We start from the raw sequence: 26,497 nt of genomic DNA, 5'->3' as shown, positions 1-26,497 counted from the left end.
GCAAAGGGTTAAGGCAGGGTAAAGATTCCGGGGCAGAAGTTACCGGAATCCTGCGAGCCGCAGGGCCGGTTTACCGATTGTCAGGGATTATTGCGCGTCCGGGTCGTCGCGCAGCGACAGGGTGCGTTGGCGCAGCCACGCCATGAACTCGCGCGGCTTGGCGATACGCTCTTCCCATTGGTCGGGCGTGATCGGATGGCCGATCACGGGCGCTTGCGGCTTGTCGAAGCTGTGCACGACCTCGTGGATCAGGAGGCCCTGACGCAGGATCGGAGAAATCCGGTTCGCGACCTGGTACCAGCGCGAATTCGCGCCGGTGAAATAGAGCGGCACGATGGTGGCGCCGGATTTGCGGATCATCTTGGCGGTGAAGACGTTCCATTCCCCCTCGACCGCCGGACCCCACATGCTTTCGGAGGCGGCGACCGCGCCGGACGGGAAAAGCGCGATAAGGCCCTTTTGTTCGAGATGGCCCATCGCTGCGGCGCGCATCTGGAGCATCTTTTCCTGCGCGTCGGGTTCGTGCGGGAAGGGCACGGGGATCATGTAGCTGGCCGCCGATTCGTCGAGACCGGTCAGAAGCGCGCGCGTCAGGATGCGGTAATCGGGTCTGCGCCGCCCGATCAGGTCGGCAAGGATCATCCCGTCCACGAGCCCGTGGGGGTGGTTGGCCACAAGAACCACCGGCCCCTCGGCCGGGATGCGGTCGAGCTGGTGATCCGGGGTCTGCAGGTCGATCCCCATCACCTTCATCGTGGCCGGCCAAAACGCCTGCCCCTTGAATTCGCCCATCTTTTCGAACTGGCGGACGCGGCGGATGATCGTCAGCTTGCCGGTCGCCCATTCGATCGCCTTGATCGTGTGGCGGGTCCAGAAATTGTCGAAGCTGTTGGCATAGGTCAGGCTGCGCCTGTCATAGACACGGTCGGGCCCCGGCCGCAGCGCCGGTCGCGGCGCAGAAATATTTCGGGAACTCGTATCGGTCACGCGCCCTTGTCCCATCCGGTCGGTTGCCGTCGTCTGCCCCGGTGTCAGCTGCCTTCGCCGAAGCGGTCCGCGACAAGAGCCGCAAGCGCATCGGCGAGCTTTTCCGCCTCCGGGCCGGAGGTTTCGACCTCAATAGAGGTTCCCATGGAGGCTGCCAACATCAAAAGCCCCATGATCGAGTCGCCGGCGGCACTCAGCCCATCGCGGCGCACAATGGCCTTTGCGTCATGGGCTTCGACCACTTCGACGAAGCGGGCCGAGGCGCGGGCATGAAGCCCCTTGATGTTGATGATGTCGAGGTGGCGGATCACGTTCTGGTCGGACATGCCTCAGGGTGCTCCGTCGAAACTGTTGATGTAGCGCCGACCGGCTTCGGCGGCGCGGGCCACGGCCTCTTCCACGTCGAGATCGCGGGATTTCGCCAGCTTGATCAGCATCGGCAGGTTCACCCCGGTCAGGATCTTGCGGTTCTGCGGCCGACAGGCCGTGAGCGACAGGTTGGAGGGCGAGCCGCCGAACATGTCGGTGACGACCACCACGCCCGATCCGTCATCGACCGCATCGGCCGCATCGCAGATTTCGCGGGTGCGCGCGGCGCGGTCATCCTCGGGGCCGATGGAAATGGCGATCATCGCGGCCTGTGCGCCCACGACATGTTCCGCCGCCCGCTTGAGTTCGGGTGCCAGCCCGCCATGGGCAACGATCACGATGCCGATCACGTCCTTGTCGCCTCTGGACCTTCTGGCTTCGCACCTGTCCCCGCGGCGCGTCGCTGTTCCACTTCCCTGTGACGTTTAGACACCGGCCACCCCTTTTCCGCAAGGTGCGCCGACAGGATTTCGGTCATTGCCACCGATCGGTGTTGCCCGCCGGTGCACCCGAAGGCGATGGTCAGGTGGCTTTTGCCCTCGGCCTCGAAGGCCGGCAGGAGCAGATCGGCCATGGCGATCACCTGGTTGCGGAAGGCGGTGAAACGGGGATCGGTGGCGATGTAGGCCTGCACCTCGGGGCTGCGGCCATCCTCGGGGCGGAGCGCCGCATCCCAATGCGGATTGCGCAGGAAGCGGCAGTCAAAGACCAGATCCGCGCTCGTGGGCAGGCCGCGCTTGTAGGAAAACGAGGTCAGCGTGATGGCCAGCCGTCCGGCGCCATCGGGGGCGAAGAGGCGCGTGATCTCGGCGCGCAGGTCATGGGGCGTGAGGCCGGAGGTGTCGACCAGAACGCTGGCGGCTTCGCGCACGGGGACGAGGAGCGCCAGTTCGCGGGCGATGCCCTGCGCGGGGTCGGCCTCGGGGGCGAGGGGATGGCGGCGGCGGGTTTCGGAATAGCGGCGCTGGAGCACATCGGCGGCGCAGTCGAGATAGAGGAGATCGGGCGACAGGCCGGGCGTGGCGGTGAGCCGGTCAAAGGCCGCCACCAGCCCCGCGGCGGAATAGTCGCGGTTGCGCGCGTCGATGCCGAGGGCGAGGGGGCGGTCGGGCGGCGGCCCTTCGAGAAGGCGGGGCAGGAGGCCGAGGGGGATGTTGTCGATCGCCTCGAAGCCCAGATCCTCGAGCGCGTTGATCGCGGTGGACCGCCCCGCGCCCGAGGGGCCGGTGACAAAGACCACGCGCGTCGCGGCGGTGTCGGGTCGGGTTGCGGAGGTCATCGGCTGCGCCGTCGGATCAGGGTTCGGCGCGACCAAGCCGCGCCATCAGGAATAGGGCTGGCGCAAGGGTGTGGTTCCCGGCCCCCAGGATCAACGGATAGCGGCCATCGCCCGTCGCGACGTAGCGTCGCGGCGGCAGGCGGTGCGGCTCTGCCCGGTCGAGGTCCACGAGGATCGTGAGGGGGGCTGTTGCCCGTGTCGGGCCCGCGCGCAACAGGCCGATGCCGCGCGCCTCGATCAGGTCTTGCGCCGTGTCGGGGCGGCGGAGGCGGGGCGGGTCGGTGTCGGGGTCGAGCCAGAGGCCGTCATCGGCGATGAGGGTCGCGCCCATGGCGATGAGGGACAGGGCGAGGCTGGATTTCCCGCTGCCGGGTACCCCGAGGATCGCGATGCCCGCATCCCCGATGGCGATGCCTGTGGCGTTGAGCCAGATCGCAGCGCCGTCACGCCCTGCGGCCCATTTCTCCAAAGGCTCGATCTGGTCGGGATGGGTCGGATGCTCGGGCATCGCCGCCGGTCAGATCGGCAGGCCGACGACGAAACGGGCACCCAGCGGTTCGGAGCCGGCATCGGCATCGGCGGCGGTGGGGCGGATATTCTCGGCCCAGATGACGCCGCCATGCGCCTCCACGATCTGTTTGGAGATCGCGAGGCCGAGGCCGGAATGATTGCCGAACTGCTGTTCGGGCCGTTCGGAATAGAACCTGTTGAACACTTTGGTCAGCGCCGATTCGGGGATGCCGGGGCCGGTATCCTCGACCACGATGAGCACCCGGTTTTCGCGGCGTCGCGCCCAGAGCCGCACCGCATCGCCAGTGTCGCAGAAAGAGATGGCGTTGGACAAGAGGTTGACGAAGACCTGGGCCAGCCGCCCCTCGAGGCCGGAGATGCGGATCGGGTCGGGGGGCAGGTCGGTGATGAAATCCACGCCTTTCCGCCCCGCTTCCTCGCCATGGTAATGGGACAGGTTCTGGAGCGTGCGGACGAGGTCGAATTCCTCCTCCTCCTCCTTGACCAGTTCGCTGTCAAGGCGGGAGGCGTTGGAGATGTCGGAGACCAGCCGGTCGAGGCGCTGCACGTCGTGTTCGATCACCTCGAGCAGGCGGTTGCGCTGATCCTCGGTCTTGGCGAGGCGCATGGTGCCGACGGCCGAGCGCAGGCTGGCCAGCGGGTTCTTGATCTCGTGGCTGACATCGGCGGCGAATTGTTCGTTGGCGTCGATCCGGTCGTAGAGCGCGCTGACCATGCCGCGCAGCGCGCCCGACAGGCGGCCGATTTCATCGGGACGGCCGGTCAGGTCGGGGATGCGGACGCGCGTCGGGCTCATCTTGCGGGCGTTCTTGTCGCGGCCCAGTTCGGCGGCGGCGGCCAGATCGGCGAGCGGATGCGCGATGGTGGAGGCGAGAACGAGGCTGAGGACGATGGAGACCAAGAGCGCCACGACGAACATCTGGAGCATCTGTTCGCGTTCGGCGCGGGCGAGGTGGTCGATTTCCCCGGCGGCGGTGGTGATGACGACGATGCCAAGCTGCCCGTCGGGCGCGAACACGGGGGTGGCCGCGGCATAGAGCGTGCCCGAGGCGATGGTGCCGCGGCTGAGCACGGTCGCGCCATCGGCCGTGGCGGGCAGGAGCGAGGCGGCCAATCCTTCGGCGGTCTGAACGGGCTGGGGGGTGCCCGCGCCGGTCAGGAGCCGCGAGAGGCCGGACCAGACGGAATTGAGGAAATCGGTGATCAGGAGCGTATCGGGCTGGCGCGGGTCGAGCCCGCGGACGGGACGCGCGGGGTTGCGCGCGACCATGGCGGTGGAGGTCACGAGCCGGTCGGGCAGGGCATAGACGAAGACATCGATCCCGTCGGACAGGTTCATCGCGCCAAGGATATTCGCCGCGTCGCGCCCGTCATTGGCGGCCAGATCGGTGCCGCCGGTGGCCGTCATCGACGCCTCCAGCACTTCGGCGATCAGCTGCACCTCGACCGCGAGGGCGCGTTCGCGCTGGGCGACCATGCTTTCGCGGAACGGGTTGAGATACATGACCCCGGCCACCAGCACGACCATGGCCAGCACGTTGAAGAGGATGATCTTGCGCGCGAGCGGGGAGCGGTTGAGCGAGATGAGGCCGCGCCGGGCGCGGGCGGCTTTCAGCTCGGTCTCGACCGAGCTGTGGGGACGGTCCCAATCCTCGCCAAGAACGATGTCTGCCCGGGCCTTGGCGCGGCGGTTGGTCATGGAGAGATCGGCGGGCACGGGCCTTGGGCCTTATTCTTCGTTGTAGCGGTAGCCGATGCCGTAAAGCGTCTCGATCGCCGAGAAATCATCGTCGACGGCCCGCATCTTCTTGCGCAGCCGCTTGATGTGGCTGTCGATGGTGCGGTCGTCGACATAGACCTGTTCGTCATAGGCCACATCCATCAGCTGATCGCGGCTTTTGACGAAGCCGGGGCGCTGGGCGAGCGCCTGCAACAGCAGGAATTCGGTGACGGTGAGCGAGACATCCTTGCCCTTCCAGGTGACGGCGTGGCGCAGCGGGTCCATCGTCAGTTCGCCGCGCTGCATCACCGCGCTTTCCTCGGGCGTGCCGGCGGCATCGGAGGCGATGGCGTCCTGCCGGCGGAGGATGGAGCGGATGCGTTCGACCAGAAGGCGCTGGGAAAAGGGTTTCTTGACGTAATCGTCGGCGCCCATGCGCAGGCCCATCAGCTCGTCGATCTCGTCATCCTTGGAGGTGAGGAAGATCACCGGCATCCGGCTTTTCTGGCGGAGGCGCTGAAGCAGGTCCATGCCGTCCATGCGCGGCATCTTGATGTCGAACACACCCAGATCGGGCAGGCGGCGGTTGAAGGCATCCAGCGCGGATTGCCCGTCGTTGTAGGTTTCGACATCGAAACCTTCGGCCTCAAGAGTCATGGAAACGGACGTCAGGATATTCCTGTCGTCATCGACGAGTGCGATCCTCGGCATTGTGGTACCCTTTACTGCTCGACACTTGTTTTTTCGTTATTCTCCCTGTTCGATGGCGGAGAATCAATCTTTAATCTCCGAATCGCGCCCAAAGTTGCCTTGTGAATAGGGGCTGGGTGGTGAAGCAGTGGTTAAACTGCCACAGCAAACACAGGCCTGTGGCGGTTGGCGCTGGCCGGGTCGCGAAAGAAAATTGCCGCTTGGTTGCGCTAACTGTGCGAAACCGTCCTGTTCAGTCTCAAAATCGTCATGTTATAGGCGGCCATGGCGCGGCGGGTCCTGCCGCAGGAAAGCCACGATCGATCCGGGAGCATCGACTATGACCACCGCACGCGTGAATCCTTCGCAGACGCTGGAAGCCCAAGGGATGACCGGGCTGGGCGCCGTGCATTACAACCTGCTGGAGCCTGCGCTGATCGAAGCCGCCATCGCGCGCGGCGAGGGACGGCTGGGCAAGGGCGGCACGCTTCTGGTCACGACCGGAAAGTTCACCGGCCGTTCGCCCAAGGACAAGTTCGTGGTCCGCACCCCCGAGGTCGAAGACAAGATCTGGTGGGAGAACAACAAGGGCATGACGCCCGAGGCCTTTGACCACCTCCATGCCGACATGCTGGAGCACATGAAGGGCCGCGAGTATTACGTGCAGGATCTGTATGGCGGTGCCGACCCGGCGCATCGTCTGGATGTGCGCGTGGTGTCGGAGCTGGCGTGGCACAACCTGTTCATCCGCCACCTGCTGCGCCGTCCCGAAGCCTCGGAGCTGGCGAGCTTCGTTCCCGAATTCACCATCATCAACTGCCCGAGCTTCAAGGCCGATCCCGAGCGGCACGGCTGCCGCACCGATACGGTGATCGCGCTGAATTTCGACAAGAAACTGATCCTGATCGCCAACACCGAATATGCGGGCGAGAACAAGAAATCGGTTTTCACGCTGCTCAACTACATCCTGCCCGGCAAGGGTGTGATGCCGATGCATTGCTCGGCCAACCATGCCACGGACGATCCGGCCGATGCGGCGGTGTTCTTTGGCCTGTCGGGCACCGGCAAGACGACGCTGTCGGCCGATCCGGGCCGGACGCTGATCGGCGATGACGAACATGGCTGGTCGGACAGCGGCATCTTCAACTTCGAAGGCGGCTGCTATGCCAAGACGATCAACCTGCGCGAGGAGGCGGAGCCGCAGATCTATGCGACCACCCGCACCTTTGGCACGGTGATCGAGAACATGGTCTATGACGCCGAGACGCTGGAGCTGGATTTCGACGATGACAGCCTGACGGCGAACACGCGCTGCGCCTATCCGCTGGACCAGATCGCCAATGCCTCGACCACGGGTCTGGCCGGGCATCCCAAGAATATCGTGATGCTGACCTGCGACGCCTTCGGCGTGCTGCCGCCCATCGCGCGGCTGACGCCCGCGCAGGCGATGTATCACTTCCTGTCTGGCTTCACCTCCAAGGTGGCGGGGACCGAGCGCGGCGTGACCGAGCCGGAGCCGACCTTTTCCACCTGTTTCGGCGCCCCCTTCATGCCGCGCCGGCCCGAGGTCTATGGCAAGCTGTTGCAAGACAAGATCGCCGCGCATGGCGCGACCTGCTGGCTGGTGAACACCGGCTGGACCGGCGGGGCCTATGGCACCGGCAGCCGGATGCCGATCCGCGCCACGCGCGCGCTGTTGACCGCCGCGCTGGACGGGTCGCTGAACAAGGTCGAATTCCGCCGCGATCCGAATTTCGGCTTCGAGGTTCCGATGGCCTGCAACGGTGTCGATGCGGCGCTTCTGGACCCGCGCGGGACCTGGGCGGATGCGGCGGCCTATGACCGGCAGGCGCAGAAACTGGTGCAGATGTTCGCCGACAATTTCGCGCAATACGTCCCCTATATCGACGATGACGTTAAGGCTGCCGCGATTTCCTGAGGGATTGCGCCGGGGGCCCGTGACGGGCCCTCGGTTTCTCGGTCTGTCGGTATTGGCGTTCAGCCTTGCCGCAAGTGCGGTGGCCGAGGTGCGCCCAGTTCCGTTCAAATCCTACCTGATCGACCGCTTGAGCTATGGCGTCTATTGCGCCGATCCACCCGTGGCGCTTGAAGAGGCGCCGGGAACGGCGGCGGGTGTGGTGAACGTGGTGCCCGGCCTGCCGGAGTTTCGCGTCGAGACAACCGTCGTTCCCGCCGAGATCGGCATCGCCTTTGGTCTTGTGGTCGAGCCGCGCGCGGGCGTCGTGCTGGACCCGGTGACGGTTACGATCACCCATCCGCCCTATCCTGACAGCGGGGTCGAGGTGGAGCAATGGATCACGGTGATCGAGGGGCCGAGCCTTGTGGGTTTTGCCTTTGAGCTGGAGAGCGAGTTGGTGACGGGACGCTGGAGTTTCGAAGGCGCGCAGGGCGAGGAGCTGTTGTTCGTGATCGAATTCGACGTGGTGCCGCCCGCGATGCTGCCCGACCTGGTGCAGGGCTGCGGCGGGGCGATGCTGTCGTAAGGGATCAGCCCATCAGCCCCCGCCGCACGAGGTTGACACCCGCCACGACCAGAACGACCAGCGTGGCCCGGCGGAACAGGACCGGGTTCATCCGGTCCGACATCCAGAAGCCCAGCCGCATACCCAGGAAAGCGGGGATCAGCAGTGCGGCGGACCAAGGGGCCGTGACGCCGTTCAACACGCCCGATTGCAGGTGCCCCAGGAACAGCGTGACCGAGCCGAGGCCGTAGACCACGCCCTGCACCAGCATCTGTTTCGCCTTGGGCGTATCGAGCGCGATGAGATAGAGCACCGTGGGCGGGCCCCAGGTGCCTGTCAGCCCCCCGATCGTGCCCGAGATCAGGCCCACGATCCATTCCGAGGGCCGCCGCCACGCGGGCGATATGTGGAACCGCACACCGACAAGCTGGATCAGCGACAGGATCACCACCGGCACGCCAAGCACCAGGTAGAAGGTCTGGGTCGGGATCATCGTGACGAATTGCGCCGCGATCAGGATCATCACGCAGATGACCGCGATATAGCGCCAGAATTCGCGCAGGGCGGCGCGCGCCTCGGCCCAAGAAAAGCGCATGACCTGAAGGAGGTTCGACATCACGATGGGCAGGACGATGCCCGCCACCGCCACGAGCGGATCGAGAAAGATCGACAGGCCCGAGATCATCACCAGCGGCATGGCAAAGCCGATGGCACCCTTGACGAAGCCCGCCACGAGGGTCACGCCACAGGCCGCCACGAAGGCCCAGAGCGGCATGAGATTGAAGGTGTCCTGCAGCATGATCGCCCCTTTTCGAGGCTGTCATAGCCTTGTGCCGGGGATGCTGCATCGCAAAAATCACCGCGACATTTTCCTGCGCGACTGCGACAAAGTTGGTATTTTTGTTGCGCTGCATGTGCAAAGGCCCTAGATCGAACCGGGACAAGACAGGCCCGATGACGACGGAAGGAGACGGACCATGCCCCGCGACGGACAGATCACCGACGAGACCCAGACGATCCTTTCCGATCTGCTGGGGCTGACCGCTGCCGCCGTCGCCCCGGCCGAGGCGCTTTTGGCCACGGCGCGGGCCCGCGTTGCGGCGCTGGTCACGGTCGAGGGGCGGGTTTCGGGCAGCGCCATCGAGGAGAACCAGACCGCCGCGCATGGGCTGGCCTGGATGGCCACCTATGTCGAATCGCTGCGGCAGATGCGGGCCTGGGCGGGCCGTCTGGAGGAGCAGGGCAAGTTCGGCGAGGTCGAGCAGCTGATCTTGCAGATCGCGTTCGGCGAATACCTCTGGCAGCTCTATGGCGGCATCCAGATGAACCAGGCCGAGATCGTGCGGCCGCAGGATCTGGGCCTGAGCCAGGAGGATCAGCGCGGGCTGATGACGCCCGAGGTCATGGTGCTGACCCGATCGGGCAACACGCAGGTCGCCCGGATGCGGCTGGTCGCGCTGATGCAGGAGCGCCGGGCCGAGATCACGGTCGGCGCCACGGGGCTTGACGACGAGCTGGAGATGATCCGCGAGCAGTTCCGCCGCTACAGCGTCGACAAGGTGGAGCCCCATGCCCATGAATGGCACCTGAAGGACGAGCTGATCCCGATGGAAGTGATCGGGGAGCTGGCCGAGATGGGGGTTTTCGGCCTGACCATCCCCGAGGAATACGGCGGTTTCGGCCTGTCCAAGGCGTCGATGTGCGTGGTGTCCGAGGAATTGTCGCGCGGCTATATCGGGGTGGGTAGCCTTGGCACCCGGTCCGAGATCGCCGCCGAGCTGATCCTTGCGGGGGGGACCGACGCGCAGAAGGAGAAATGGCTGCCGGGTCTGGCCAGCGGAGAGATCCTGCCCACGGCGGTCTTTACCGAGCCAAATACCGGGTCGGATCTGGGTGCGCTGCGCACACGGGCGGTCAGGGACGAGAGCGGCGATTGGGTGCTCAAGGGCAACAAGACCTGGATCACCCATGCCGCGCGGACCCATGTGATGACGGTTCTGGCGCGCACCATCCCCGATACGACCGACTATCGCGGCCTGTCGATGTTCCTGGCCGAAAAGACGCCGGGCGACGATGCCAACCCTTTCCCCGATGCGGGGATTTCGGGCGGGGAGATCGAGGTTCTGGGCTACCGGGGCATGAAGGAATACACCGTCAATTTCGACGATTTCCGCGTCAAGGGCGAGAACCTGTTGGGCGAGACCGAGGGGCAGGGGTTCAAGCAGCTGATGCAGACCTTTGAATCGGCGCGCATCCAGACGGCGGCCCGCGCCATCGGCGTGGCGCAATCGGCGCTGGACGAGGGGATGCAATATGCCGAGGACCGCAAGCAATTCGGGCGCGCACTGATCGAGTTTCCCCGCGTGGCGAGCAAGCTTGCCATGATGGCGGTCGAGATCATGATCGCGCGGCAGCTGACCTATTTCTCGGCCTGGGAAAAGGACCATGACCGGCGCTGCGACCTGGAGGCCGGGATGGCCAAGCTGCTCGGCGCGCGGGTCGCCTGGGCCTGTGCGGACAATGCGCTGCAGATCCATGGCGGGAACGGGTTCGCGCTGGAATACAAGATCAGCCGCATCCTGTGCGATGCGCGGATCCTGAACATTTTCGAAGGGGCGGCCGAGATCCAGGCGCAGGTGATCGCGCGGCGCCTGTTGGGGTGAGGGTTCGGTGCGCCCGGTCGGCGGGCGCACCATCCCCGAGGCCTTGTGGGCGCAGCTTTCCCGAACCCGGTGACGGAGACCTCATGCGCGCCTTTCTCGCCATCCCGATCCCGGAGGATGTGGCGGGTGATCTGATCCGGCTGCAATCCTCGGTGCCTTTTGGCCGTGCGGTGCCGGAAGAAAACCTGCACCTGACGCTGGACTTTCTGGAAGATGCGCCCGAAGCCGCGCTGGAGGATCTGCACGATCTGATGACGGGTTTGCGCGCGGGCGCGGTCGATATCCGGTTCACGGGGCTCGACAGTTTCACCGAAGGCGCGCGGGGGCTTGTCTTTGCCGCCGTCGAGCGGACCGAGGCGCTGCAGGCCCTTCACGACCGGATCGCCAGCCTGTGCCGGGCGGCGGGGCTGGACCTGCCGCGCCGAAGGTTCCGGCCCCATGTCACGCTAACGCGCGCCAATCACAGGCCCGATGGCACGGCCCGCGACCGGTTGACGGCAAGCCTTGGGCCTGTGCCCGGCCTGCTGGGGTTCACCGCGCGGGCTGTCACGCTCTACCAGTCGAGCCTGACGCCGAGGGGCGCTGTCCATGACCCTTTGGTGGTCTATCCGCTGGGCGGCTGAGTGCGACCTTGATCCCCGCGCGGTTGCGCGCGAAGAGCGATCAGATCGACAAGGCGCTGGCGCGCGGGGGGCAGGGGTTTGTCGCCGAGCGACGGGGCGAGGTGACCTGACAGGAAATGCCCGGTCGTCCGCAGGCCCGCCACCACGCCCAGGGGATCGCCCCCGGCCATTCCCAGAAGCGCTGCGGGCAGCGGCAGGAGGCGGTCGGCCCATTCCCCCGCCCCGGCAGCGGAGACCGCCCGCCCCGTGCGCGGCGAGACATAGGCGAGCCCCTGCGTCGCCCCGGTGACGGCACAGGCCGAGAGGTCGAGGCCGAAGCCCGTTTCCTCCAAAAGCGCCAGTTCCCATGTCAGATAAGCCTCGGGCCAGCGGTCGGCCCCCAGCCCGTCGAGCAGCACGAGGGTGCGGGCGTAAAGGCCGGGATAGGCATGGCGTTCGGGCAGCGCGAAGGACAGGAGCGCGCAGACCGCCGACAGGCCCGCAAGCGACAGGCGGTCCTCCATCGCCTCGGCGGCGCGGCCCCGGACCAGGTCGATGCCATAGGCCCCCAGATGCGTATCGAGCCGCGCCCGCCATGTCGCGTCGAGCTGCGCGCCCGGCTGCAGGAGCGGGGCCATCTTGCGCGAGGCGCCGCCCTTGAGCACGCCCATGTGCCGGCCGCGATCTTCGGTGAACAGGTCGAGGATCGCGGCATGTTCCCCATGCCGCCGCACCCCCAGCAAGATCCCTTCGGCACGCCATTCCATGGCTCTGGCATATGCGCCGGGCAGCACGCTTGTCCATTGCCGGGCAGCATGGCAGGCTTTGCGGCATGTTCCCGGAGCTGTCCCGCACCGCCCGTCGCACGGCCCTGTTGATCGCGCTTGTCTCGGCGGTCTCGCTGGGGATGCAGGCCTTGTACCTGATGGATGCGCTGGAGCTGGGGCTGGCCGCGACGCTGTGGGACATGGCGCGGTATTTCACGATCCTGACGCATGGGCTGGTGGTTGTGACCTTTGCCGTCATCTCGCGCCCGTTGCGGGGCGGGGTGTCGGGGCCGTGGCTTGCGGCGCTGACCCTGTCGGTGGCGATGGTGGGGGCGGTTTATCACCTGCTGTTGTCGGGGCTGGTGGAATTTTCCGGGATCGGATGGTGGGCGGACCACGGTTTGCACAGTGTCGTGCCGGTGGCGCTGTTCCTGTGGTGGCTGGTCCATGCGCCCAAGCGGCGGCTTGTCTATGCGGATCTGCCGATCTTTGTCCTGTGGCCATCGGTCTATGCGACCTATGCGCTGTGGCGCGGGTCATTGGATGGGGTCTATCCCTATCCGTTCATCGACCTGCCCGTGATCGGAGAGGTCGCGGCGGCGGTGAACATGGCGGCGCTTTTGGTTTTGTTCCTGCTGGGCGGCGTGGGGATGATCGCGGTGGGGCGGTACGCGGATCGGTAGGGTTGTGGTGGGTGCCGCATCTTGGTGCGCCTGAAGGCGCACCCTACCCAAGGTGGTGTGTAGGGTGCGCCTGTCACGGCGCACCGTTGAACCCGATCACGCCAAGCCCGGCTCGTCCAGCAGATGACGTCCGGCGCGGTCTTCCACCTCGATCACCCAGAGGTCGGGGTCGAAGCCGCGTTGCCGTGTGATGGCGGCATCCACATCCCCTTCGGGCCCGCGCGCCAGTTCCATCCAGACAGCCTGGCCCGTCATCAGGTCGGTCCGGCGCTGAAACGCCACCGCCTGCCCGTCAAGCGTGCTGCATTTGACTAGCACCGCCCCCGCCGTCGCATCGCCGCGCGCCACGACAAAGGCCGGGATATCGGCCAGCCTGAGCCGCGTCAGATAGGCCTGCACCCAGAATTCGGCGGTCAGCCGCGCCAAGCCTCAGTTCCCGTCGCGGAAATCGAGGCCCATCTCGGTATAGCGTTCCGCCTCTTCGAGCCAGTTGGGGCGCACTTTCACCTGCAAGAACAGGTGGACGCGGCGGCCCATGAATTCCTCCAGCTCTTCGCGGGCGGCCTTGGAGACGGCCTTGATCGTCTCACCGCCCTTGCCCAGAACGATGCCCTTGTGGCCGTCGCGGGCGACATAGACCACCTGGTCGATCCGGGCGGAGCCATCCTTGCGCTCTTCCCAATGTTCGGTCTCGACCGTCAGCTGGTAGGGCAATTCCTCGTGCAGGCGGAGGGTCAGTTTCTCGCGCGTCATTTCGGCGGCGATCATGCGCATCGGCAGATCGGCGATCTGATCCTCGGGGTAGAGCCAGGGGCTTTCGGGCATGGCCGCGGCCAGCCAGTCGCGCAGATCCTCGACCCCGTAACCGCGTTCGGCCGAGATCATGAAGGTCCGTTCGAAGGGGAAGGCCGCGTTCATCTCCTCGGTCAGTTTCAGGAGAACGGGGGCCTCGACCCGGTCGATCTTGTTGATGGCCAGAACCACGCGGCGGCCCGTGGCCTTTTCGGTGAGCGTGGACAGGATCGTCTCGACGCCATCGGTCTTGCCGCGATGCGCCTCGATCAAAAGGACGATGACATCGGCATCCGCCGCCCCGCCCCAGGCGGCGGCGACCATCGCGCGGTCGAGCCTGCGGCGGGGGCGAAACAGGCCCGGCGTGTCGACGAAGACGATCTGGCTGTCGCCCGCCATGGCCACGCCGCGGATGCGGGCGCGGGTGGTCTGCACCTTGTGGGTGACGATCGAGACCTTGGCCCCCACCATGCGGTTCAGGAGCGTCGACTTGCCGGCATTGGGCTCACCGATCAGGGCAACGAAACCGGCGCGGGTGGTCATGGGCATATCCTTGGGGCGGGTGTCTGGGCCGTCGCCTTAGCCGATTGCGGACCATATGGCCATGGTGCAGAGGCGCGCGGGCGGTTTCATCAGCATTCGTGATGGGTACCGTTTCCAATCCGCACTTGCGGCAAGGCCGGGTAACCCGGTATCCGGGCGGCGACCAGCGCAAGGGGCAGGGCCATGGCGGCAAAGGTATTCATCGACGGCGAAGTGGGCACGACGGGGCTTCAGATCCGCGCGCGCCTCGAGACGCGGGATGACATCACGCTCATTTCGCTGTCCGAGGAAAACCGCAAGTCGCGGCTCGCGCGGATCGGGGCCTTTGCCGAGGCCGATGTCGCGATCCTGTGCCTGCCCGATGCGGCGGTCCACGAGATCGCGCCGGATCTGGCGCATCAGCCCTGCCGCGTCATCGACGCCTCGACCGCGCATCGGGTGCATCCCGATTGGGAATACGGATTTGCCGAGCTGGACGCCGGCGCGCGCGACCGGATCGCGGCGGCGAAATACGTGTCGAACCCCGGCTGCTATTCCACCGGGGCCATCGCGCTGCTCAAACCCATGGTTGCCGCCGGCGTCATCGCGTCGGACCATCCGGTCACGATCAACGCGATTTCGGGCTATTCGGGAGGCGGCAAATCCATGATCGCCGAATTCGAGACCGGGGCCATTTCCGGCGGCTTCGTCTATGGCACGGGCCAAAAGCACAAGCATCTGCCCGAGATCGTGGCCCATGCCGGTCTGACCCGGAAACCGATCTTCGTGCCGCAGGTGGGCCAGTTCGCCCAAGGGATGATCGTGCAGGTTCCGCTGCATCTGCCCCCCGGCGGTCCCGCTGCAGCGATGGAGGCCCTGGCGGCCCATTACGCGGGTCAGCGTTTCGTGCGTGTCGTGGCACGTGAAGAGCTGGGCGACAGGATCGATCCGCAGCGGATGAACGACACCAACGTGATGGAGCTGAGCGTCGATGGCGATCCCGAGACCGGGGCGACGGTGCTGATCGCGGTCCTCGACAACCTCGGCAAGGGGGCATCCGGGGCTGCGGTGCAGAACCTCAACATCCTGCTCGGGCTGGACGAAGGGACGGGTCTCTGACCCTAGCCATCGTGCCGGATGAAGGGCCAATGGCTCGGCGCATCGGGCCTTAGCCGTCCGTCGGCATCGAAATCAGCGTCGGCGTTGAAGGGCATCAGGGGGCGTTGCGCAAGATCGGCCAGGATCCGGCCTTGAGCGGCCAGAACCTGCGTCAGCCGGGCCTCGAGCGCCCGCTTGCGCGCGCCCTCGTGATAGCCGTGCACGCCATGGACGATCAGGGGCTCGGCCACCTCCATCCCGCAATAGCGCAGCGTATGGGCCAGCGGCCAGAGCAGGAGCCGGGTTTCGCCCTCCTTGCCGTCGGGGCCTGCCTCGGTCTCGCGCGCGCCGGTGGTGACGCAGAACAGCGCGCGCTTGCCCCGCAGCAGCCCGGTGTCGAAGCGGCGGTCCACGTCATGCAGCAGTCCATGCACCAGCGCCCGGTCGCACCAGCCCTTGAGCATGGCAGGCGGCGCGAACCACCAGATCGGGAAGTGAAAGACGATCCTGTCTGCGGTGCGGATCTTGTCGACCTCCGCCGCGATGTCGGGCGGCAGATCGCCCGCGGCTGCCGCCTGTTCCTGTGCCTTGAGCGCATCGAAAGGCGCAGGCGGCGCAGCGTAGCGGCCCGGCCCCTCGGCAGGATGAAACCCCATGCCGTAGAGATCCGACCATAGAACGCGGTCGCCTTGCGCCGCAGCTGCCGCCGCGCTCGCCTCGGCCCATGCGCCACAGAAGGACCTGCGCTCGGGATGCGCCAGCACGATCAGGGTTGTCCGTTCCACGACCATTTCCCTTCTCTGTTTCAAAAATATCCTCGGGGGGAGCGCGAGAGGGGCAGACAGCCCCCCCCTCGCCTGCCTTTCCATCCCTTCGGGATGCGCGGGGGCAGACAGCCCCCCTCGCACGGGTCGCCGCCCCAAGGCGGCTAGATCCTAACCCCGCTCCAGCCGGTCCAGCAGCGCGCGGGCGGCGGCCTGTTCGGCCTGTCGCTTGACGCGGCCCTCGGCGGTGACGGCGGTGCCGTCCGACAGCCGCGCCTCGACCTGGAAGAGGGGGGCGTGGTCAGGGCCGCTGCGCGAGACCTCGGTATAGACGGGCGGGGTCATGCCGCGGGCCTGTGCCCATTCCTGCAGCGCGGTCTTGGCGTCGCGCGCATCCTCGGCCACGCCGGCCACGCGGGCGCCCCAGAGCCGCAGGATGACGGCGCGGGCCGCGTCGAAGCCGCCATCCATGTAGACGGCGGCGATCACCGCTTCCATCGCATCGCCCAGAAGCGCGGTCTTGCGCCGCCCGCCGGTCGACATCTCGGATTTGCCGAGCCTCAGGACCGCGCCCAGGTCGATCTCGCGGGCGACATCGGCGCAGGTTTCCTTGCGCACCAGCGCGTTGAAGCGGGGGGCGAGTTGGCCTTCGCGGGCCTGGGTGTCATGGGCCAGAACCGCCTCGGCCATGACGAGGCCCAGGACCCGGTCGCCCAGGAATTCCAGGCGCTGGTTGTCGGGGCGGGTGGGCGAGCTGAGCGAGGAATGGGTCAGCGCGCGCGTGATCCATTCCGGGTCGGCGAAGTCATGGCCGAGCCTTGTGCAGAAATCGGTCAGGTCGCGCGACAGTTTCACTCGACCGCCCGGAAGAAGCGGTCCGACCGCCAGGTCCAGAAATAGACCATGCGCTGTCCGGCGGAGGAGAACATGATCCGGTCCGCGCGGCCGAGGATGTTTTCCATCGGCACGAAGCCCACGCCGCCCACCGATTGCGGGAAGCGCGAATCGACCGAATTGTCGCGGTTGTCGCCCATCACGAAGACATGATCCTCGGGGACGGTGAATTCGGGCGTGTTGTCTGCGCGGCCGCCGTCGGCGATGTTCAGGATCGAATGGCTGACCCCGTTCGGGAGCGTTTCGGTGAAGCGTTCCTTGAGGCAGATCGCGCCTTCGCCCACCGGGCCGTTGGAGCAGCGCGGCGGCAATTGCTGCGGGCCCTGGCGTTCGTAGGCTTCCTCGAAGGGCGGTTCGGGGGTCAGTTCGACCGGGGTGCCGTTGATGTGCAAAAGCCCGTCGATCACCTGGATCCGGTCACCGGGCAGGCCGATCACGCGCTTGATGAAATCGCTGCCCTCGGTCGGGTGGCGGAAGACCACGACATCGCCGCGGTCGGGCAGGCTGCCGAAGATGCGCCCCTCGAAGGGGCACATGGAGAAGGGGCAGGAATGGCGCGAATAGCCATAGGCCATCTTGTTGACGAAGAGGAAGTCGCCGATCAGGAGCGTGTCCTTCATCGAGCCCGAGGGAATCCAGAAGGGCTGGAAGAAGAGCGTCCGAAAGACGCCCGCGATCAGGAGCGCGTAGACGATCGTCTTGACCGTTTCCCAGATACCGTCCGATTTGGCCGCTGCCGCCATGATCCGTCCTGCCTGTCCGTTGCCGCGCCTGTCGCCGCTTGCGGCGGGTTTGGGCCAGCCCCCGGCGCAAGTCAAGGAAGCAAGCGGATTTCGGCGGGCGCTTGCCCGGCCTGGGGCGAGTGGCCGCGTCGCGCCGTGCATATTTTTGGAAAGATGAAGCCGGGAAGGGCGCGCGGGGCGTCAGCTGAGCGTGCGGGGCGGCGGCAGGGCCGATCCGGGGCGGAGGCTTTCCTCGGGGCTGGGCAGGGCCTCGATCACCACATGGGCCTGGGCCCAGGGATGGTCGTCGGTCAGGCTGACGTGGATGATGGCGGTGTAGCCCTCGGGCGTCATCTGGTCGAGCCGTTCCTTGGCCCAGCCGGTGACCTGCATCACCGGTTGGCCCGAGGGCAGGTTCGAGACCGCCATGTCGCGCCAGGCGATGCCCATGCGCAGGCCGGTGCCGAGCGCCTTGGAGCAGGCTTCCTTGGCGGCCCAGCGTTTGGCGTAGACGGCGGCGGGATCGCTCATACGTTCGGCGCGGTGGCGCTCGGTGTCGGTGAAGACGCGCGCGCGGAACCGGTCGCCGAAACGGTCGAGCGCGGCCTGGATCCGTTCGATATTGGCGAGGTCGGTTCCGATGCCGAGGATCATCGCGCGCTCACTTGGCCCGTGGCCTGGTTGATGGTGATCTCGACCGCCGGGATCGGCTGGCGGAAATCGGGGAAACTTACGGGCACGCGCAGGGTCAGGCCGCGCGCGGGATCATAGGAGGCCGTCGTCCGGGAGACGAGCGCCTCGGCGAAGAAGGGATTGGCGGGATCGGCGTGAAGGACCGCCGTGCAGACCCGCGTCGGATAGGGATCGCCGGGCAGGGGATGCAGGATGCCGATGACGGCACCCGCCGCCATCGTGGGTGCGACATAGGCCTCGAACAGGCGGATCGCGCCCTCGGCATAGCTGCGGCTGTAGCTGTCCCAGGGCTCGGAGATCATGGTGATGTCGATCAGCCCCTCGCAGGGGCGGATCGCCTGTCCGATGGCCTGCTGCCCGAGGGAGAGCGAGGTCACGAGGCCGAGGGCCAGGGCCGTCAGGAGCGGGGAAATGTGCAAGGGGCCCTCCGGCGGCAGGGAATCCACGTGGCGGGGTTCAGATTTGCGCAACTTTTGGGCAAGAGCAATCGGGGAACGCGCCCCGCCTTGCGCCGCGCGGCATCGGGCGGGCTGTCAGCCGCGCGCCTTGTCCATGGCGGCGCGCATCGTGGCGATGGCCTGGGGCAGGCCGACAAAGACCGCCTCGCCGATCAGGAAATGGCCGATGTTGAGTTCGCGCACCTCGGGGAGGGCGGCGATGGGGGCGACGGTGTCATAGCTCAGACCATGGCCCATGTGGACCTCGAGCCCCAGATCGGCGGCCTGTTTCGCGCCATCGATCAGGCGCGCGAGTTCGGCGTCGCGGGCGGCGAAATCCCCCTCGGCGTGGAAATCGCAATAGGCCCCGGTATGGAGTTCGATGACCGGTGCGCCGATCCGGGCGGCGGCGTCGATCTGGGCGGGATCGGCGGCGATGAAGAGCGAGACGCGGCAGCCCGCATCGCGCAGCGGCGCGATGTAATCGCCCATCCAAGTAGCATTCGCCGCAACCTCGAGCCCGCCTTCGGTGGTGCGTTCCTCGCGGCGTTCGGGGACGATGCAGGCGGCATGGGGGCGGTGCGACAGGGCGATGGCCTGCATTTCGGGGGTGGCGGCCATTTCGAAATTCAAGGGGATGGTGATCGCGCCCATGATCGCGCCGATATCGGCGTCGCGGATGTGGCGGCGGTCTTCGCGCAGGTGGGCGGTGATGCCGTCGGCCCCGGCCTGTTCGGCCATCACGGCGGCGCGCACCGGATCGGGCAGGGCGCCGCCCCGCGCGTTCCTGAGCGTTGCGACGTGGTCGATGTTCACGCCCAAACGGAGACGATCCGCCATGGTCCCGATCCCTTCTTGTTGCGAGATGCAGCCTAGCGCTTTGCGGGGGCCGCGCCAGCCTGTGCGCGCAGCTTTTCCATCTTCTTTCGCAATCTGGCTGTTCGCCGTTTCTGATAGGCGTGGATCACCGGGACGCTGAGGTAGTAGCAGATCACGCCGCAGATCAGGCCGGGGATGATCGCGCCGATCATCCAGGGAAAGAAGACATCGTCATAGAAGCGGTGGAGTTCGTCCCAATGCGCGGTCTCGGGGGTGAAGATCGCGATGACATTGTGCCAGAGATCCCCCGCCGCCGCGCCGAATTTCGAGAAGATCGAATCGTCGAGACTGCCGCGCATGCTGGTGCCGAGCATCCAGTGCCCGGTCTGGAGCGAGATCCAGGCGATGGGGACATAGGTCAGCGGATTGCCCAGGAAGGTGGCCAGGAGGGCTGCGAGGATCGAGCCGCGCATCACCATGGCCAGAAGACCCGCCACGACGAAATGCAGACCGAAGAAGGGGGTAAAGACGGTGAAGGCCCCGGCAAAGACGCCGCGGGCGATCTGTTCGGGGGTGCCGGGCAGGCGGCGCATGCGGTGCTTGACGTATTGCGCGGCGCGGACCCAGCCGCCACGGGGCCAGAACGCCTCTGTGACGATGCGCAGGATCGAGCGGGAATCGCGGCGCTTGAACACCAGCCTCGTCTTTCCTTCCTGACGGGGCCGCGAACGGCACCCGTCCCCTTTCGCTGGACCCGTCGCGCCCCCCCTCGTCTCAAGGGCGGCGTTCGAGGTCCCGGAACCGCTGCAGGCTGGCCACGTCGCTGTCAAGTTCGACCGCCATCATGACCGCATGCAGATGTTCCGCATTGCGCACGTCCACGTCGATCAGAAGCCGGAAGAAATCCGGCTTGCGGTCGATGAAGTGCAGGTCGGAGATATTGGCGTTCTGTTCCCCGATCAATGTGCAGATCCGTCCCAGGGCGCCGTTGGTGTTGGACAGCGTGACATCGATGGTCACGTTGTGGACGGCGGCATGGCGGCCTTCGGACCAGTGCAGGTCGATCCAGCGTTCGGGGGCGGTGTCGAAGGCGGCCAGCGCGCCGCAGTCGATGGCATGCACGATGGGCCCGCGCCCGGCATAGGTGATGCCCACGATCCGTTCGCCCGGAACGGGTTGGCAGCATTGCGCGCGGCGGATCTCGGTGCCCGAGGGCAGGCCGATGACGGCGCGCACGGCTTCGACCTCGCCCTGTTCGGTGCGGCCGGCAAGCTCGGGGTAGATGCGGGCCACGACGCGGCGGGCGGACAATTCGGCCGATCCGATCCGCGCCAGCAATTCGTCGCCATCCTTGAGGCCTATGGCGCGGGCGGCGGTGTCGAGCGCCTTGTCGGTGGCCTTCTTGCCGAATTGCTCGAAGGCGACGCGCGCCAGTTCGCGACCCAGCTTGATGTAGCGTTCGCGGTCTTCCTCGCGCAGCATGCGGCGGATCGCGGCCTTGGCGCGGCCCGTGACCACGATGTCGATCCAGCTGGCTTGCGGGGTCTGGCCCTCGGCGGTGATGATCTCGATCGACTGGCCGTTTTTCAGACGCGTCCAGAGCGGCACGCGCAGGCCGTCGACCTTGGCGCCCACGCAGGAATGGCCGATCCGCGTGTGGATCGAATAGGCGAAATCGATGGGGGTCGCGCCCTTGGGCAGTTTCACCACGTCGCCCTTGGGGGTGAAGCAGAACACCTGGTCGGAATACATCTCGAGCTTGACGTGCTCGAGGAATTCTTCGTTGTCCTCGGCGGTCTCGAAGCGTTCGGTCAGACCTTCGAGCCATTTGGCCGGGTCGACGGCAAAGGGGTTCTGGACCCGGACGCCGTCGCGGTAGGACCAATGCGCGGCCACGCCCGATTCGGCCACGTCATGCATCTGGCGGGTGCGGATCTGCACCTCGACCCGTTTGCCGTCGCGGCCCGACACGGTGGTGTGGATCGAGCGGTAGCCGTTCGATTTGGGCTGGCTGATGTAATCCTTGAACCGCCCCGGAACCGCGCGCCAGCGCTGGTGGATCGCGCCGAGGATGCGGTAGCAATCATCCTCGGTGCCGGTGATGATGCGAAAGCCGTAGATGTCGGAGAGGCGCGAAAAGGCGAGATCCTTTTCCTGCATCTTGCGCCAGATCGAAAAGGGTTTCTTGGCGCGGCCAAAGACATCGGCCTTGAGCCCGTGCTTGTCGAGCACGGCCTCGATATCCTCGGTGATGCGGGGGATGACGTCGCCGGTTTCCTTTTGCAGCGTCACGAAGCGTCGCATGATCGAGGTGCGCGCCTCGGGGTTCAGGACGCGGAAGGACAGGTCCTCCAGCTCCTCGCGCATCCATTGCATGCCCATCCGGCCCGCAAGCGGCGCGTAGATGTCCATCGTCTCATGCGCCTTCTTGGCCTGCTTTTCCGGTTTCATGTGCCGGATCGTGCGCATGTTGTGCAGGCGGTCGGCCAGTTTCACGAGGATCACGCGCAGATCCTTGGACATGGCCATCAGGAGCTTGCGGAAATTCTCGGCCTGTTTCGATTCGCGGCTGGAGAGTTCCAGGTTGGTCAGCTTGGTGACGCCATCGACCAGTTCGGCCACGTCATGGCCGAAGAGCGTCTCGATCTCGGTATAGGTGCCCTTGGTATCCTCGATCGTGTCGTGCAACAGCGCCGTGGCGATCGTGGCATCGTCCAGCCGCTGTTCGGTCAGGATGGCGGCGACGGCGACGGGATGGGTGAAATAGGGCTCGCCCGAATGGCGTGTTTGCCCCTCGTGCATCCGCTGCGCATAGGCATAGGCGCCCCTCAGGAGCGCCTCGTTGGTTTTCGGGTTGTAGTTGCGGACAAGCGAAAGAAGGTCGTCGGCGTCGATCATTCTTGTCCCAGCCCGCCGGTGGCCATGGCGGTCAGCGCTGGCCCTGTGCTTCCATGAGGGCGCGCAGCATCTGCTCTTCGCTCATGTCGTCGCGCGCGGGGCGATCCGCCTCCACACCCTGAAGCAGCGCCATCGCGTCTTCTTCGGGTTCGTCGACCTCGATCTGGGTCTGGTGGCTTTCGATCAGGCGCTCGCGCAGATCGTCGGCGCCTTGCGTTTCCTCGGCAATCTCGCGCAGGGCCACGACGGGGTTCTTGTCGTTGTCGCGGTCGATGGTCAGGGCCGAGCCGGACGCGATCTCACGGGCGCGGTGGGCGGCAAGCATGACAAGCTCGAAGCGGTTGGGAACCTTGTCGACGCAATCTTCAACGGTGACGCGGGCCATGCGAAGGCACCTCCAGAATCTGCTCGGGAGCGGAATAAGCGTCCCTGTTATCCCCGGATGCCCCGGAACACAAGCCCGGAACAGGGGTTCTGAGCACTGGTTGCGGGGGCATCCTGCCCCGCCCAGGGAATGGGGGTGATCTCGGCCCGTTCGGCGGCAGGGCGCGCGGCCAGCATGGTGGCGATGTCCAGACCCGTGGCGGGGTGGTGCCAATCGGGGGCGATATCGGCCAGGGGCACCAAAACGAAGCTGCGCTCGGCCAGCCGGGGATGGGGCAGGATCAGGCGGTCGGGCAATTCCTGCGCCGCGCGCTCGGGCGGGAGAGCCGCCCAATGCGCCTGTGTCTGCGCATCGGGGCGCAGCATGTCGCCAAGCGCCACGAGGTCGAGGTCGATGACCCGCGCCCCCCAGCGTTCGGCGCGCACCCGGCCCAGTTCGGTCTCGACCTCATGCAAAAGGGCCAAGAGCGCCTCGGGGGTGTCGGACCAGCGAAATCCTGCCGCCGCATTCACGTAATCGGGGCCGGAACCCGCAGGAAAGGCGGGCGTGCGAAACAATCGGCTTGTCTTGATGTCGGAAACGCCCTTCTCTGAAAGGTGGAGAAGGCTCTTTTTCAGGGTTTGCGCGGGGCTGTCAGTGTCAGTGTTCAGGTTCGCTCCCAAGGCGATGAGGGCCAAGGCGGGTGGTTGAGTGTTTCTCTTCGGTTGCACGTTTCTTGCCCATCTCTATTTTGGCGCACCTTGGTGCCATGCGTTCGGCAGGTTCACTCCCTGCCAATTTCCGGCGTGGGCACCGACACAGCAAGGAAGTTGCAAATGTTTTATCGTGATGAACGGTTGGCGTTGTTTATTGATGGCTCCAACCTCTATGCTGCCGCCAAGGCCTTGTCTTTTGACATAGATTACAAGCTCTTGCGTCAGGAATTCATGCAGCGTGGCAAATTGTTGCGCGCATTCTACTACACGGCGCTTTTGGAGAACGAGGAATATTCCCCGATCCGCCCCCTCGTGGACTGGTTGCATTACAACGGGTTCACGATGGTGACGAAACCGGCCAAGGAATTCACCGACAGCCAGGGACGCCGCAAGATCAAGGGCAACATGGATATCGAGCTGACGGTCGATGCCATGGAAACGGCCGATCACGTCGACCATATCGTGCTGTTCTCGGGCGATGGCGATTTCCGCCCGCTGGTCGAGGCGTTGCAGCGCAAGGGGTGCCGGGTGTCGGTCGTGTCCACGATCCGCAGCCAGCCGCCGATGATCGCCGATGACCTGCGCCGTCAGGCCGACAATTTCATCGAGCTCGACGAGCTGCGCGAAGTCATCGGCCGCCCCCCGCGCGACGATCGCGCCTCCTCACAGCGGGAAGAGGCCGAGGTCTGAGGCCAAGGCGCCTGTCTTGTGGGCGGGCCCCGATACAGCGGGGCCTGCCCGTCACCGCAGCACGGAGCGTGCGTTGATCTCGTCATGGATGGCGATGACCTCGGGCGGCCATGTCGATTTGATGTAGCTCAGGACGGCGATGATCTCGGCCTCGGTCAGGATGTCGCCATAGCCGATCATGTCGCTTTGGTAGCCGCCCCCGACGATGGCCGCCGTGCCGCGCGTGGTGATGTCGATCAGTTGCGCGTCGGGGTGGTGCCAGGTGTGGCCGGTCGGATCATGCGGCGGGGCGGGCAGGCGGCCATTGGCGCGTCTGACCTGCCAATCGGGTTGCCCCTCCAGCTCTGCGCCATGGCAGGCTGCGCATTGCGCCTCGTAGATCGCGGCCCCTTGGGCAACCACGGCGGCATCCCGCCAGGGCAGGATCTGGCCCGGCTGTTCGGTCGCGCCCGCAGGCCACAAGAATGCTGCGCCCGCCGTCAAACCGCAGATTGTGGCCAGGCCGATGATGGATGCGCGCATGATGTTCCCTCCTGTGTCGGGGCGGGGAATTGCAGCTTCCCCCTGCTGGAAGGCAAGCCCCCGGACTGGACGGGCGGCGCGTTTGGTCTTAGCTGTGGTGTCACGTTGACCTGACACGCAGTTTCCGCCCGAGGCCGCCCATGACCAAGCCGCCGCTGACCATCCACCTTGCCGCGCCGCGCGGGTTTTGCGCAGGCGTGGACCGGGCGATCAAGATCGTCGAGATGGCGATCGAGAAATGGGGCGCGCCGGTCTATGTCCGACACGAGATCGTCCACAACAAGTTCGTCGTCGACGACCTGCGCGAGAAAGGGGCCGTTTTCGTCGAGGAGCTGGAAGATTGCCCGCCCGACCGCCCGGTGATCTTTTCCGCCCATGGCGTGCCGAAATCGGTGCCGCTTGAGGCCGCGCAGCGCAACATGGTCTATGTCGATGCGACCTGTCCGCTGGTCTCCAAGGTCCATATCGAGGCGGCGCGGCACCACGACAACGGCCTGCAGATGATCATGATCGGCCATGCGGGCCATCCCGAGACGATCGGCACCATGGGCCAATTGCCCGAGGGCGAGGTGCTGCTGGTCGAAACGGTCGAGGATGTGGAAAAGGTCACGGTCCGCGATCCCGCGCGGTTGGCCTTCGTCACCCAGACCACGCTGTCGGTCGATGACACGGCGGAAATCGTCGCGGCCCTGCAGGCGCGCTTCCCCGCCATCGTCGGCCCGCACAAGGAAGACATCTGTTACGCCACCACCAATCGGCAGGAAGCGGTCAAGGCCATGGCACCCCTGGCCGATGCGATGCTGGTGGTGGGTGCGCCCAATTCGTCGAATTCCAAACGTCTGGTCGAGGTCGGCGCGCGCGCCGGCTGCCGCTATGCGCAGCTCGTGCAGCGCGCCACCGATATCGACTGGCGCGCGCTGGAGGGGATCGGGTCGCTGGGCATCACCGCCGGGGCCAGCGCGCCCGAGGTGCTGGTGAACGAGGTCATCGACGCCTTCCGCGAGCGGTTCGAGGTGACGGTGAAGCCCGTCGTGACGGCCGAGGAAAACGTGGAGTTCAAGGTGCCGCGCGTGTTGCGCGAACCGGCCTGACGCCCATGCCGCGCCCCAAGGGGCCGTTCATCCCGCCGATGCGAAAGGCGTTCCCATGCTGTCCACCCAGTTCCTGCTGACCGCCTTCGTCGTCGTCCTCGCCCCCGGCACGGGCGTCATCTACACGCTCGCCGTGTGATTGGGGCGCGGGCGGGCGGCATCGGCCTGGGCGGCGTTGGGCTGTACGCTCGGGATCGTGCCGCATCTCCTGGCGGCGACATTGGGATTGGCTGCCGTGCTCCATACCTCCGCCGTGCTCTTCAACGTCGTGAAATTCGCGGGCGTGGCCTATCTTCTCTATCTCGCATGGTCCGCCCTCCGGTCGGGCGGTGCGCTGCGGGTCGAACCGCGGACGCAAGTCGAACCGGGCCTTGCCGTCGCCCGCCGCGGGGCGCTGATCAACGTGCTCAACCCGAAGCTCTCGATCTTCTTCCTGTCGCTCCTGACGCCGTTCCTGTCGGGCAATCCCGACACCGTCACGCACGAAACCCTGATCCTCGGCGGCGTCTTCATGGCGATGACGCTGACGGTCTTTCTTGTCTACGGCGCCTTTGCGGCGGCCGCACGCGACAGGATCCTCGGGTCCGCGCGGGTGATGGCCTGGCTCAACCGGTCCTTTGCCGTGATCTTCGCCGCGCTGGCGGGCCGCCTTGCGCTGGAACGCGCCTGAACCCTTGCCTGGGTCCGCGCGGCAAGGCAGA

Annotated in this window: 30 protein-coding genes and 1 pseudogene; 9 read left to right on the top strand and 22 right to left on the bottom strand. The window is 66.2% G+C overall.

Annotated elements, in window-relative coordinates:
* Positions 1-87: 87 nt before the first annotated feature.
* The 7 genes from AABA51_RS15475 to AABA51_RS15445 are packed head-to-tail and all read right to left on the bottom strand — an operon-like array spanning position 88 to position 5,597.
* The gene (locus AABA51_RS15475) at positions 88-987 is read right to left on the bottom strand and encodes a lysophospholipid acyltransferase family protein (protein WP_338272993.1); all 900 of its coding nucleotides are present in this window, start codon (positions 985-987) and stop codon (positions 88-90) included.
* 44 nt (positions 988-1,031) lie between these two features.
* A complete protein-coding gene (locus AABA51_RS15470; RefSeq protein ID WP_338272991.1) occupies positions 1,032-1,313 on the bottom strand; it encodes an HPr family phosphocarrier protein in 282 nt (93 codons plus the stop codon).
* A gap of 3 nt (positions 1,314-1,316) precedes the next feature.
* Positions 1,317-1,706: a PTS sugar transporter subunit IIA gene (locus AABA51_RS15465; protein WP_277828123.1), complete on the bottom strand. Its 390-nt coding sequence runs from the start codon at positions 1,704-1,706 to the stop codon at positions 1,317-1,319.
* Positions 1,703-2,635 (bottom strand): RNase adapter RapZ, encoded by a 933-nt coding sequence (gene rapZ, locus AABA51_RS15460; protein WP_338272990.1) that lies wholly within the window; start codon positions 2,633-2,635, stop codon positions 1,703-1,705. Before rapZ ends, AABA51_RS15465 begins: the two co-directional genes overlap by 4 nt.
* A gap of 16 nt (positions 2,636-2,651) precedes the next feature.
* Positions 2,652-3,143, bottom strand: a complete 492-nt coding sequence (locus AABA51_RS15455) for an HPr kinase/phosphorylase (RefSeq protein WP_338272988.1) — start codon at positions 3,141-3,143, stop codon at positions 2,652-2,654.
* 9 nt (positions 3,144-3,152) lie between these two features.
* Positions 3,153-4,865 carry a sensor histidine kinase gene (locus AABA51_RS15450; RefSeq protein WP_338276636.1) on the bottom strand — a complete coding sequence of 571 codons (1,713 nt, stop codon included), beginning with the start codon at positions 4,863-4,865 and terminating at the stop codon, positions 3,153-3,155.
* 30 nt (positions 4,866-4,895) lie between these two features.
* Positions 4,896-5,597 carry a response regulator transcription factor gene (locus AABA51_RS15445; protein ID WP_338272985.1) on the bottom strand — a complete coding sequence of 234 codons (702 nt, stop codon included), beginning with the start codon at positions 5,595-5,597 and terminating at the stop codon, positions 4,896-4,898.
* Between the two features lie 319 nt (positions 5,598-5,916).
* On the opposite strand from AABA51_RS15445, the gene AABA51_RS15440 reads away from it, so the two are divergent.
* Both AABA51_RS15440 and AABA51_RS15435 read left to right on the top strand, forming a co-directional pair.
* Positions 5,917-7,515, top strand: coding sequence for a phosphoenolpyruvate carboxykinase (locus AABA51_RS15440; RefSeq protein ID WP_338272984.1), 1,599 nt, complete (start codon positions 5,917-5,919; stop codon positions 7,513-7,515).
* Between the two features lie 19 nt (positions 7,516-7,534).
* Positions 7,535-8,080 carry a DUF3859 domain-containing protein gene (locus tag AABA51_RS15435; RefSeq protein WP_338272982.1) on the top strand — a complete coding sequence of 182 codons (546 nt, stop codon included), beginning with the start codon at positions 7,535-7,537 and terminating at the stop codon, positions 8,078-8,080.
* 4 nt (positions 8,081-8,084) lie between these two features.
* Here the strand turns inward: AABA51_RS15435 and AABA51_RS15430 are convergent, their stop codons facing one another.
* Entirely contained in the window at positions 8,085-8,858 is a 774-nt protein-coding gene (locus AABA51_RS15430; RefSeq protein WP_338272980.1) for a sulfite exporter TauE/SafE family protein, read from the bottom strand.
* Positions 8,859-9,036: 178 nt separating this feature from the next.
* Here AABA51_RS15430 and AABA51_RS15425 point away from each other — a divergent pair, with 178 nt between their 5' ends.
* Together AABA51_RS15425 and thpR are read left to right on the top strand one after the other, a co-directional pair.
* The gene (locus AABA51_RS15425) at positions 9,037-10,722 is read left to right on the top strand and encodes an acyl-CoA dehydrogenase family protein (protein ID WP_338272976.1); all 1,686 of its coding nucleotides are present in this window, start codon (positions 9,037-9,039) and stop codon (positions 10,720-10,722) included.
* An 83-nt stretch (positions 10,723-10,805) separates the two neighbouring features.
* A complete protein-coding gene (gene thpR, locus AABA51_RS15420; protein WP_338272974.1) occupies positions 10,806-11,345 on the top strand; it encodes an RNA 2',3'-cyclic phosphodiesterase in 540 nt (179 codons plus the stop codon).
* On the opposite strand, the gene recO is transcribed toward thpR, so the two are convergent.
* Entirely contained in the window at positions 11,327-12,091 is a 765-nt protein-coding gene (recO, locus tag AABA51_RS15415) for a DNA repair protein RecO (RefSeq protein ID WP_338272972.1), read from the bottom strand. The two genes, thpR and recO, sit on opposite strands and share 19 nt — an antisense overlap.
* A gap of 65 nt (positions 12,092-12,156) precedes the next feature.
* Between recO and AABA51_RS15410 the strand changes: the two genes are divergently transcribed.
* A complete protein-coding gene (locus AABA51_RS15410) occupies positions 12,157-12,774 on the top strand; it encodes a Pr6Pr family membrane protein (RefSeq protein ID WP_338272971.1) in 618 nt (205 codons plus the stop codon).
* Positions 12,775-12,870: 96 nt separating this feature from the next.
* On the opposite strand, the gene AABA51_RS15405 is transcribed toward AABA51_RS15410, so the two are convergent.
* A complete protein-coding gene (locus AABA51_RS15405) occupies positions 12,871-13,200 on the bottom strand; it encodes a DUF1491 family protein (protein WP_338272969.1) in 330 nt (109 codons plus the stop codon).
* 3 nt (positions 13,201-13,203) lie between these two features.
* The gene (gene era / locus AABA51_RS15400; protein WP_338272968.1) at positions 13,204-14,109 is read right to left on the bottom strand and encodes a GTPase Era; all 906 of its coding nucleotides are present in this window, start codon (positions 14,107-14,109) and stop codon (positions 13,204-13,206) included.
* 183 nt (positions 14,110-14,292) lie between these two features.
* Here era and argC point away from each other — a divergent pair, with 183 nt between their 5' ends.
* Positions 14,293-15,207, top strand: coding sequence for an N-acetyl-gamma-glutamyl-phosphate reductase (gene argC / locus AABA51_RS15395; RefSeq protein WP_338272966.1), 915 nt, complete (start codon positions 14,293-14,295; stop codon positions 15,205-15,207).
* A gap of 2 nt (positions 15,208-15,209) precedes the next feature.
* Here argC and AABA51_RS15390 read toward each other — a convergent pair whose 3' ends face one another.
* The 10 genes from AABA51_RS15390 to folK all read right to left on the bottom strand — a co-directional run bounded on the left by AABA51_RS15390 (position 15,210) and on the right by folK (position 23,508).
* Positions 15,210-15,971: an NAD(P)H-dependent oxidoreductase gene (locus tag AABA51_RS15390; RefSeq protein WP_338272964.1), complete on the bottom strand. Its 762-nt coding sequence runs from the start codon at positions 15,969-15,971 to the stop codon at positions 15,210-15,212.
* Positions 15,972-16,121: 150 nt separating this feature from the next.
* Complete coding sequence (rnc, locus tag AABA51_RS15385; protein WP_338272963.1) at positions 16,122-16,805, bottom strand: ribonuclease III; 684 nt, start codon at positions 16,803-16,805, stop codon at positions 16,122-16,124.
* A complete protein-coding gene (gene lepB / locus AABA51_RS15380; RefSeq protein WP_338272962.1) occupies positions 16,802-17,587 on the bottom strand; it encodes a signal peptidase I in 786 nt (261 codons plus the stop codon). Before lepB ends, rnc begins: the two co-directional genes overlap by 4 nt.
* 180 nt (positions 17,588-17,767) lie before the next feature.
* On the bottom strand, positions 17,768-18,220 hold the full coding sequence (gene acpS / locus AABA51_RS15375; protein ID WP_338272960.1) for a holo-ACP synthase: 453 nt from the start codon (positions 18,218-18,220) through the stop codon (positions 17,768-17,770).
* Positions 18,217-18,705 (bottom strand): hypothetical protein, encoded by a 489-nt coding sequence (locus AABA51_RS15370; RefSeq protein ID WP_338272958.1) that lies wholly within the window; start codon positions 18,703-18,705, stop codon positions 18,217-18,219. The genes acpS and AABA51_RS15370 overlap by 4 nt, the downstream gene beginning before the upstream one ends.
* Before the next feature lie 87 nt (positions 18,706-18,792).
* Entirely contained in the window at positions 18,793-19,536 is a 744-nt protein-coding gene (locus AABA51_RS15365; protein ID WP_338272956.1) for a pyridoxine 5'-phosphate synthase, read from the bottom strand.
* Between the two features lie 32 nt (positions 19,537-19,568).
* The gene (locus tag AABA51_RS15360) at positions 19,569-20,210 is read right to left on the bottom strand and encodes a DUF2062 domain-containing protein (protein ID WP_338272954.1); all 642 of its coding nucleotides are present in this window, start codon (positions 20,208-20,210) and stop codon (positions 19,569-19,571) included.
* Positions 20,211-20,289: 79 nt separating this feature from the next.
* Positions 20,290-22,413 (bottom strand): RelA/SpoT family protein, encoded by a 2,124-nt coding sequence (locus tag AABA51_RS15355; protein ID WP_338272952.1) that lies wholly within the window; start codon positions 22,411-22,413, stop codon positions 20,290-20,292.
* 31 nt (positions 22,414-22,444) lie between these two features.
* On the bottom strand, positions 22,445-22,798 hold the full coding sequence (rpoZ, locus tag AABA51_RS15350; RefSeq protein ID WP_338272950.1) for a DNA-directed RNA polymerase subunit omega: 354 nt from the start codon (positions 22,796-22,798) through the stop codon (positions 22,445-22,447).
* Between the two features lie 47 nt (positions 22,799-22,845).
* Positions 22,846-23,508, bottom strand: a complete 663-nt coding sequence (gene folK / locus AABA51_RS15345; RefSeq protein WP_338272949.1) for a 2-amino-4-hydroxy-6-hydroxymethyldihydropteridine diphosphokinase — start codon at positions 23,506-23,508, stop codon at positions 22,846-22,848.
* 105 nt (positions 23,509-23,613) lie between these two features.
* Here folK and AABA51_RS15340 point away from each other — a divergent pair, with 105 nt between their 5' ends.
* Positions 23,614-24,183 (top strand): NYN domain-containing protein, encoded by a 570-nt coding sequence (locus tag AABA51_RS15340; RefSeq protein ID WP_338272947.1) that lies wholly within the window; start codon positions 23,614-23,616, stop codon positions 24,181-24,183.
* Positions 24,184-24,234: 51 nt separating this feature from the next.
* On the opposite strand, the gene AABA51_RS15335 is transcribed toward AABA51_RS15340, so the two are convergent.
* Positions 24,235-24,705: a c-type cytochrome gene (locus AABA51_RS15335; RefSeq protein WP_338272946.1), complete on the bottom strand. Its 471-nt coding sequence runs from the start codon at positions 24,703-24,705 to the stop codon at positions 24,235-24,237.
* Positions 24,706-24,845: 140 nt separating this feature from the next.
* Here AABA51_RS15335 and ispH point away from each other — a divergent pair, with 140 nt between their 5' ends.
* On the top strand, positions 24,846-25,796 hold the full coding sequence (gene ispH / locus AABA51_RS15330; protein ID WP_338272945.1) for a 4-hydroxy-3-methylbut-2-enyl diphosphate reductase: 951 nt from the start codon (positions 24,846-24,848) through the stop codon (positions 25,794-25,796).
* 55 nt (positions 25,797-25,851) lie between these two features.
* A pseudogene (locus tag AABA51_RS15325) lies at positions 25,852-26,466 on the top strand (LysE family translocator).
* The last annotated feature ends 31 nt before the right edge of the window (positions 26,467-26,497 follow it).

Source organism: Roseicyclus marinus, assembly GCF_036322625.1.
In the GTDB taxonomy this organism is placed as follows: Bacteria; Pseudomonadota; Alphaproteobacteria; order Rhodobacterales; family Rhodobacteraceae; genus Roseicyclus; species Roseicyclus marinus_A.
This window is presented reverse-complemented; position numbering and strand designations above follow the sequence as displayed.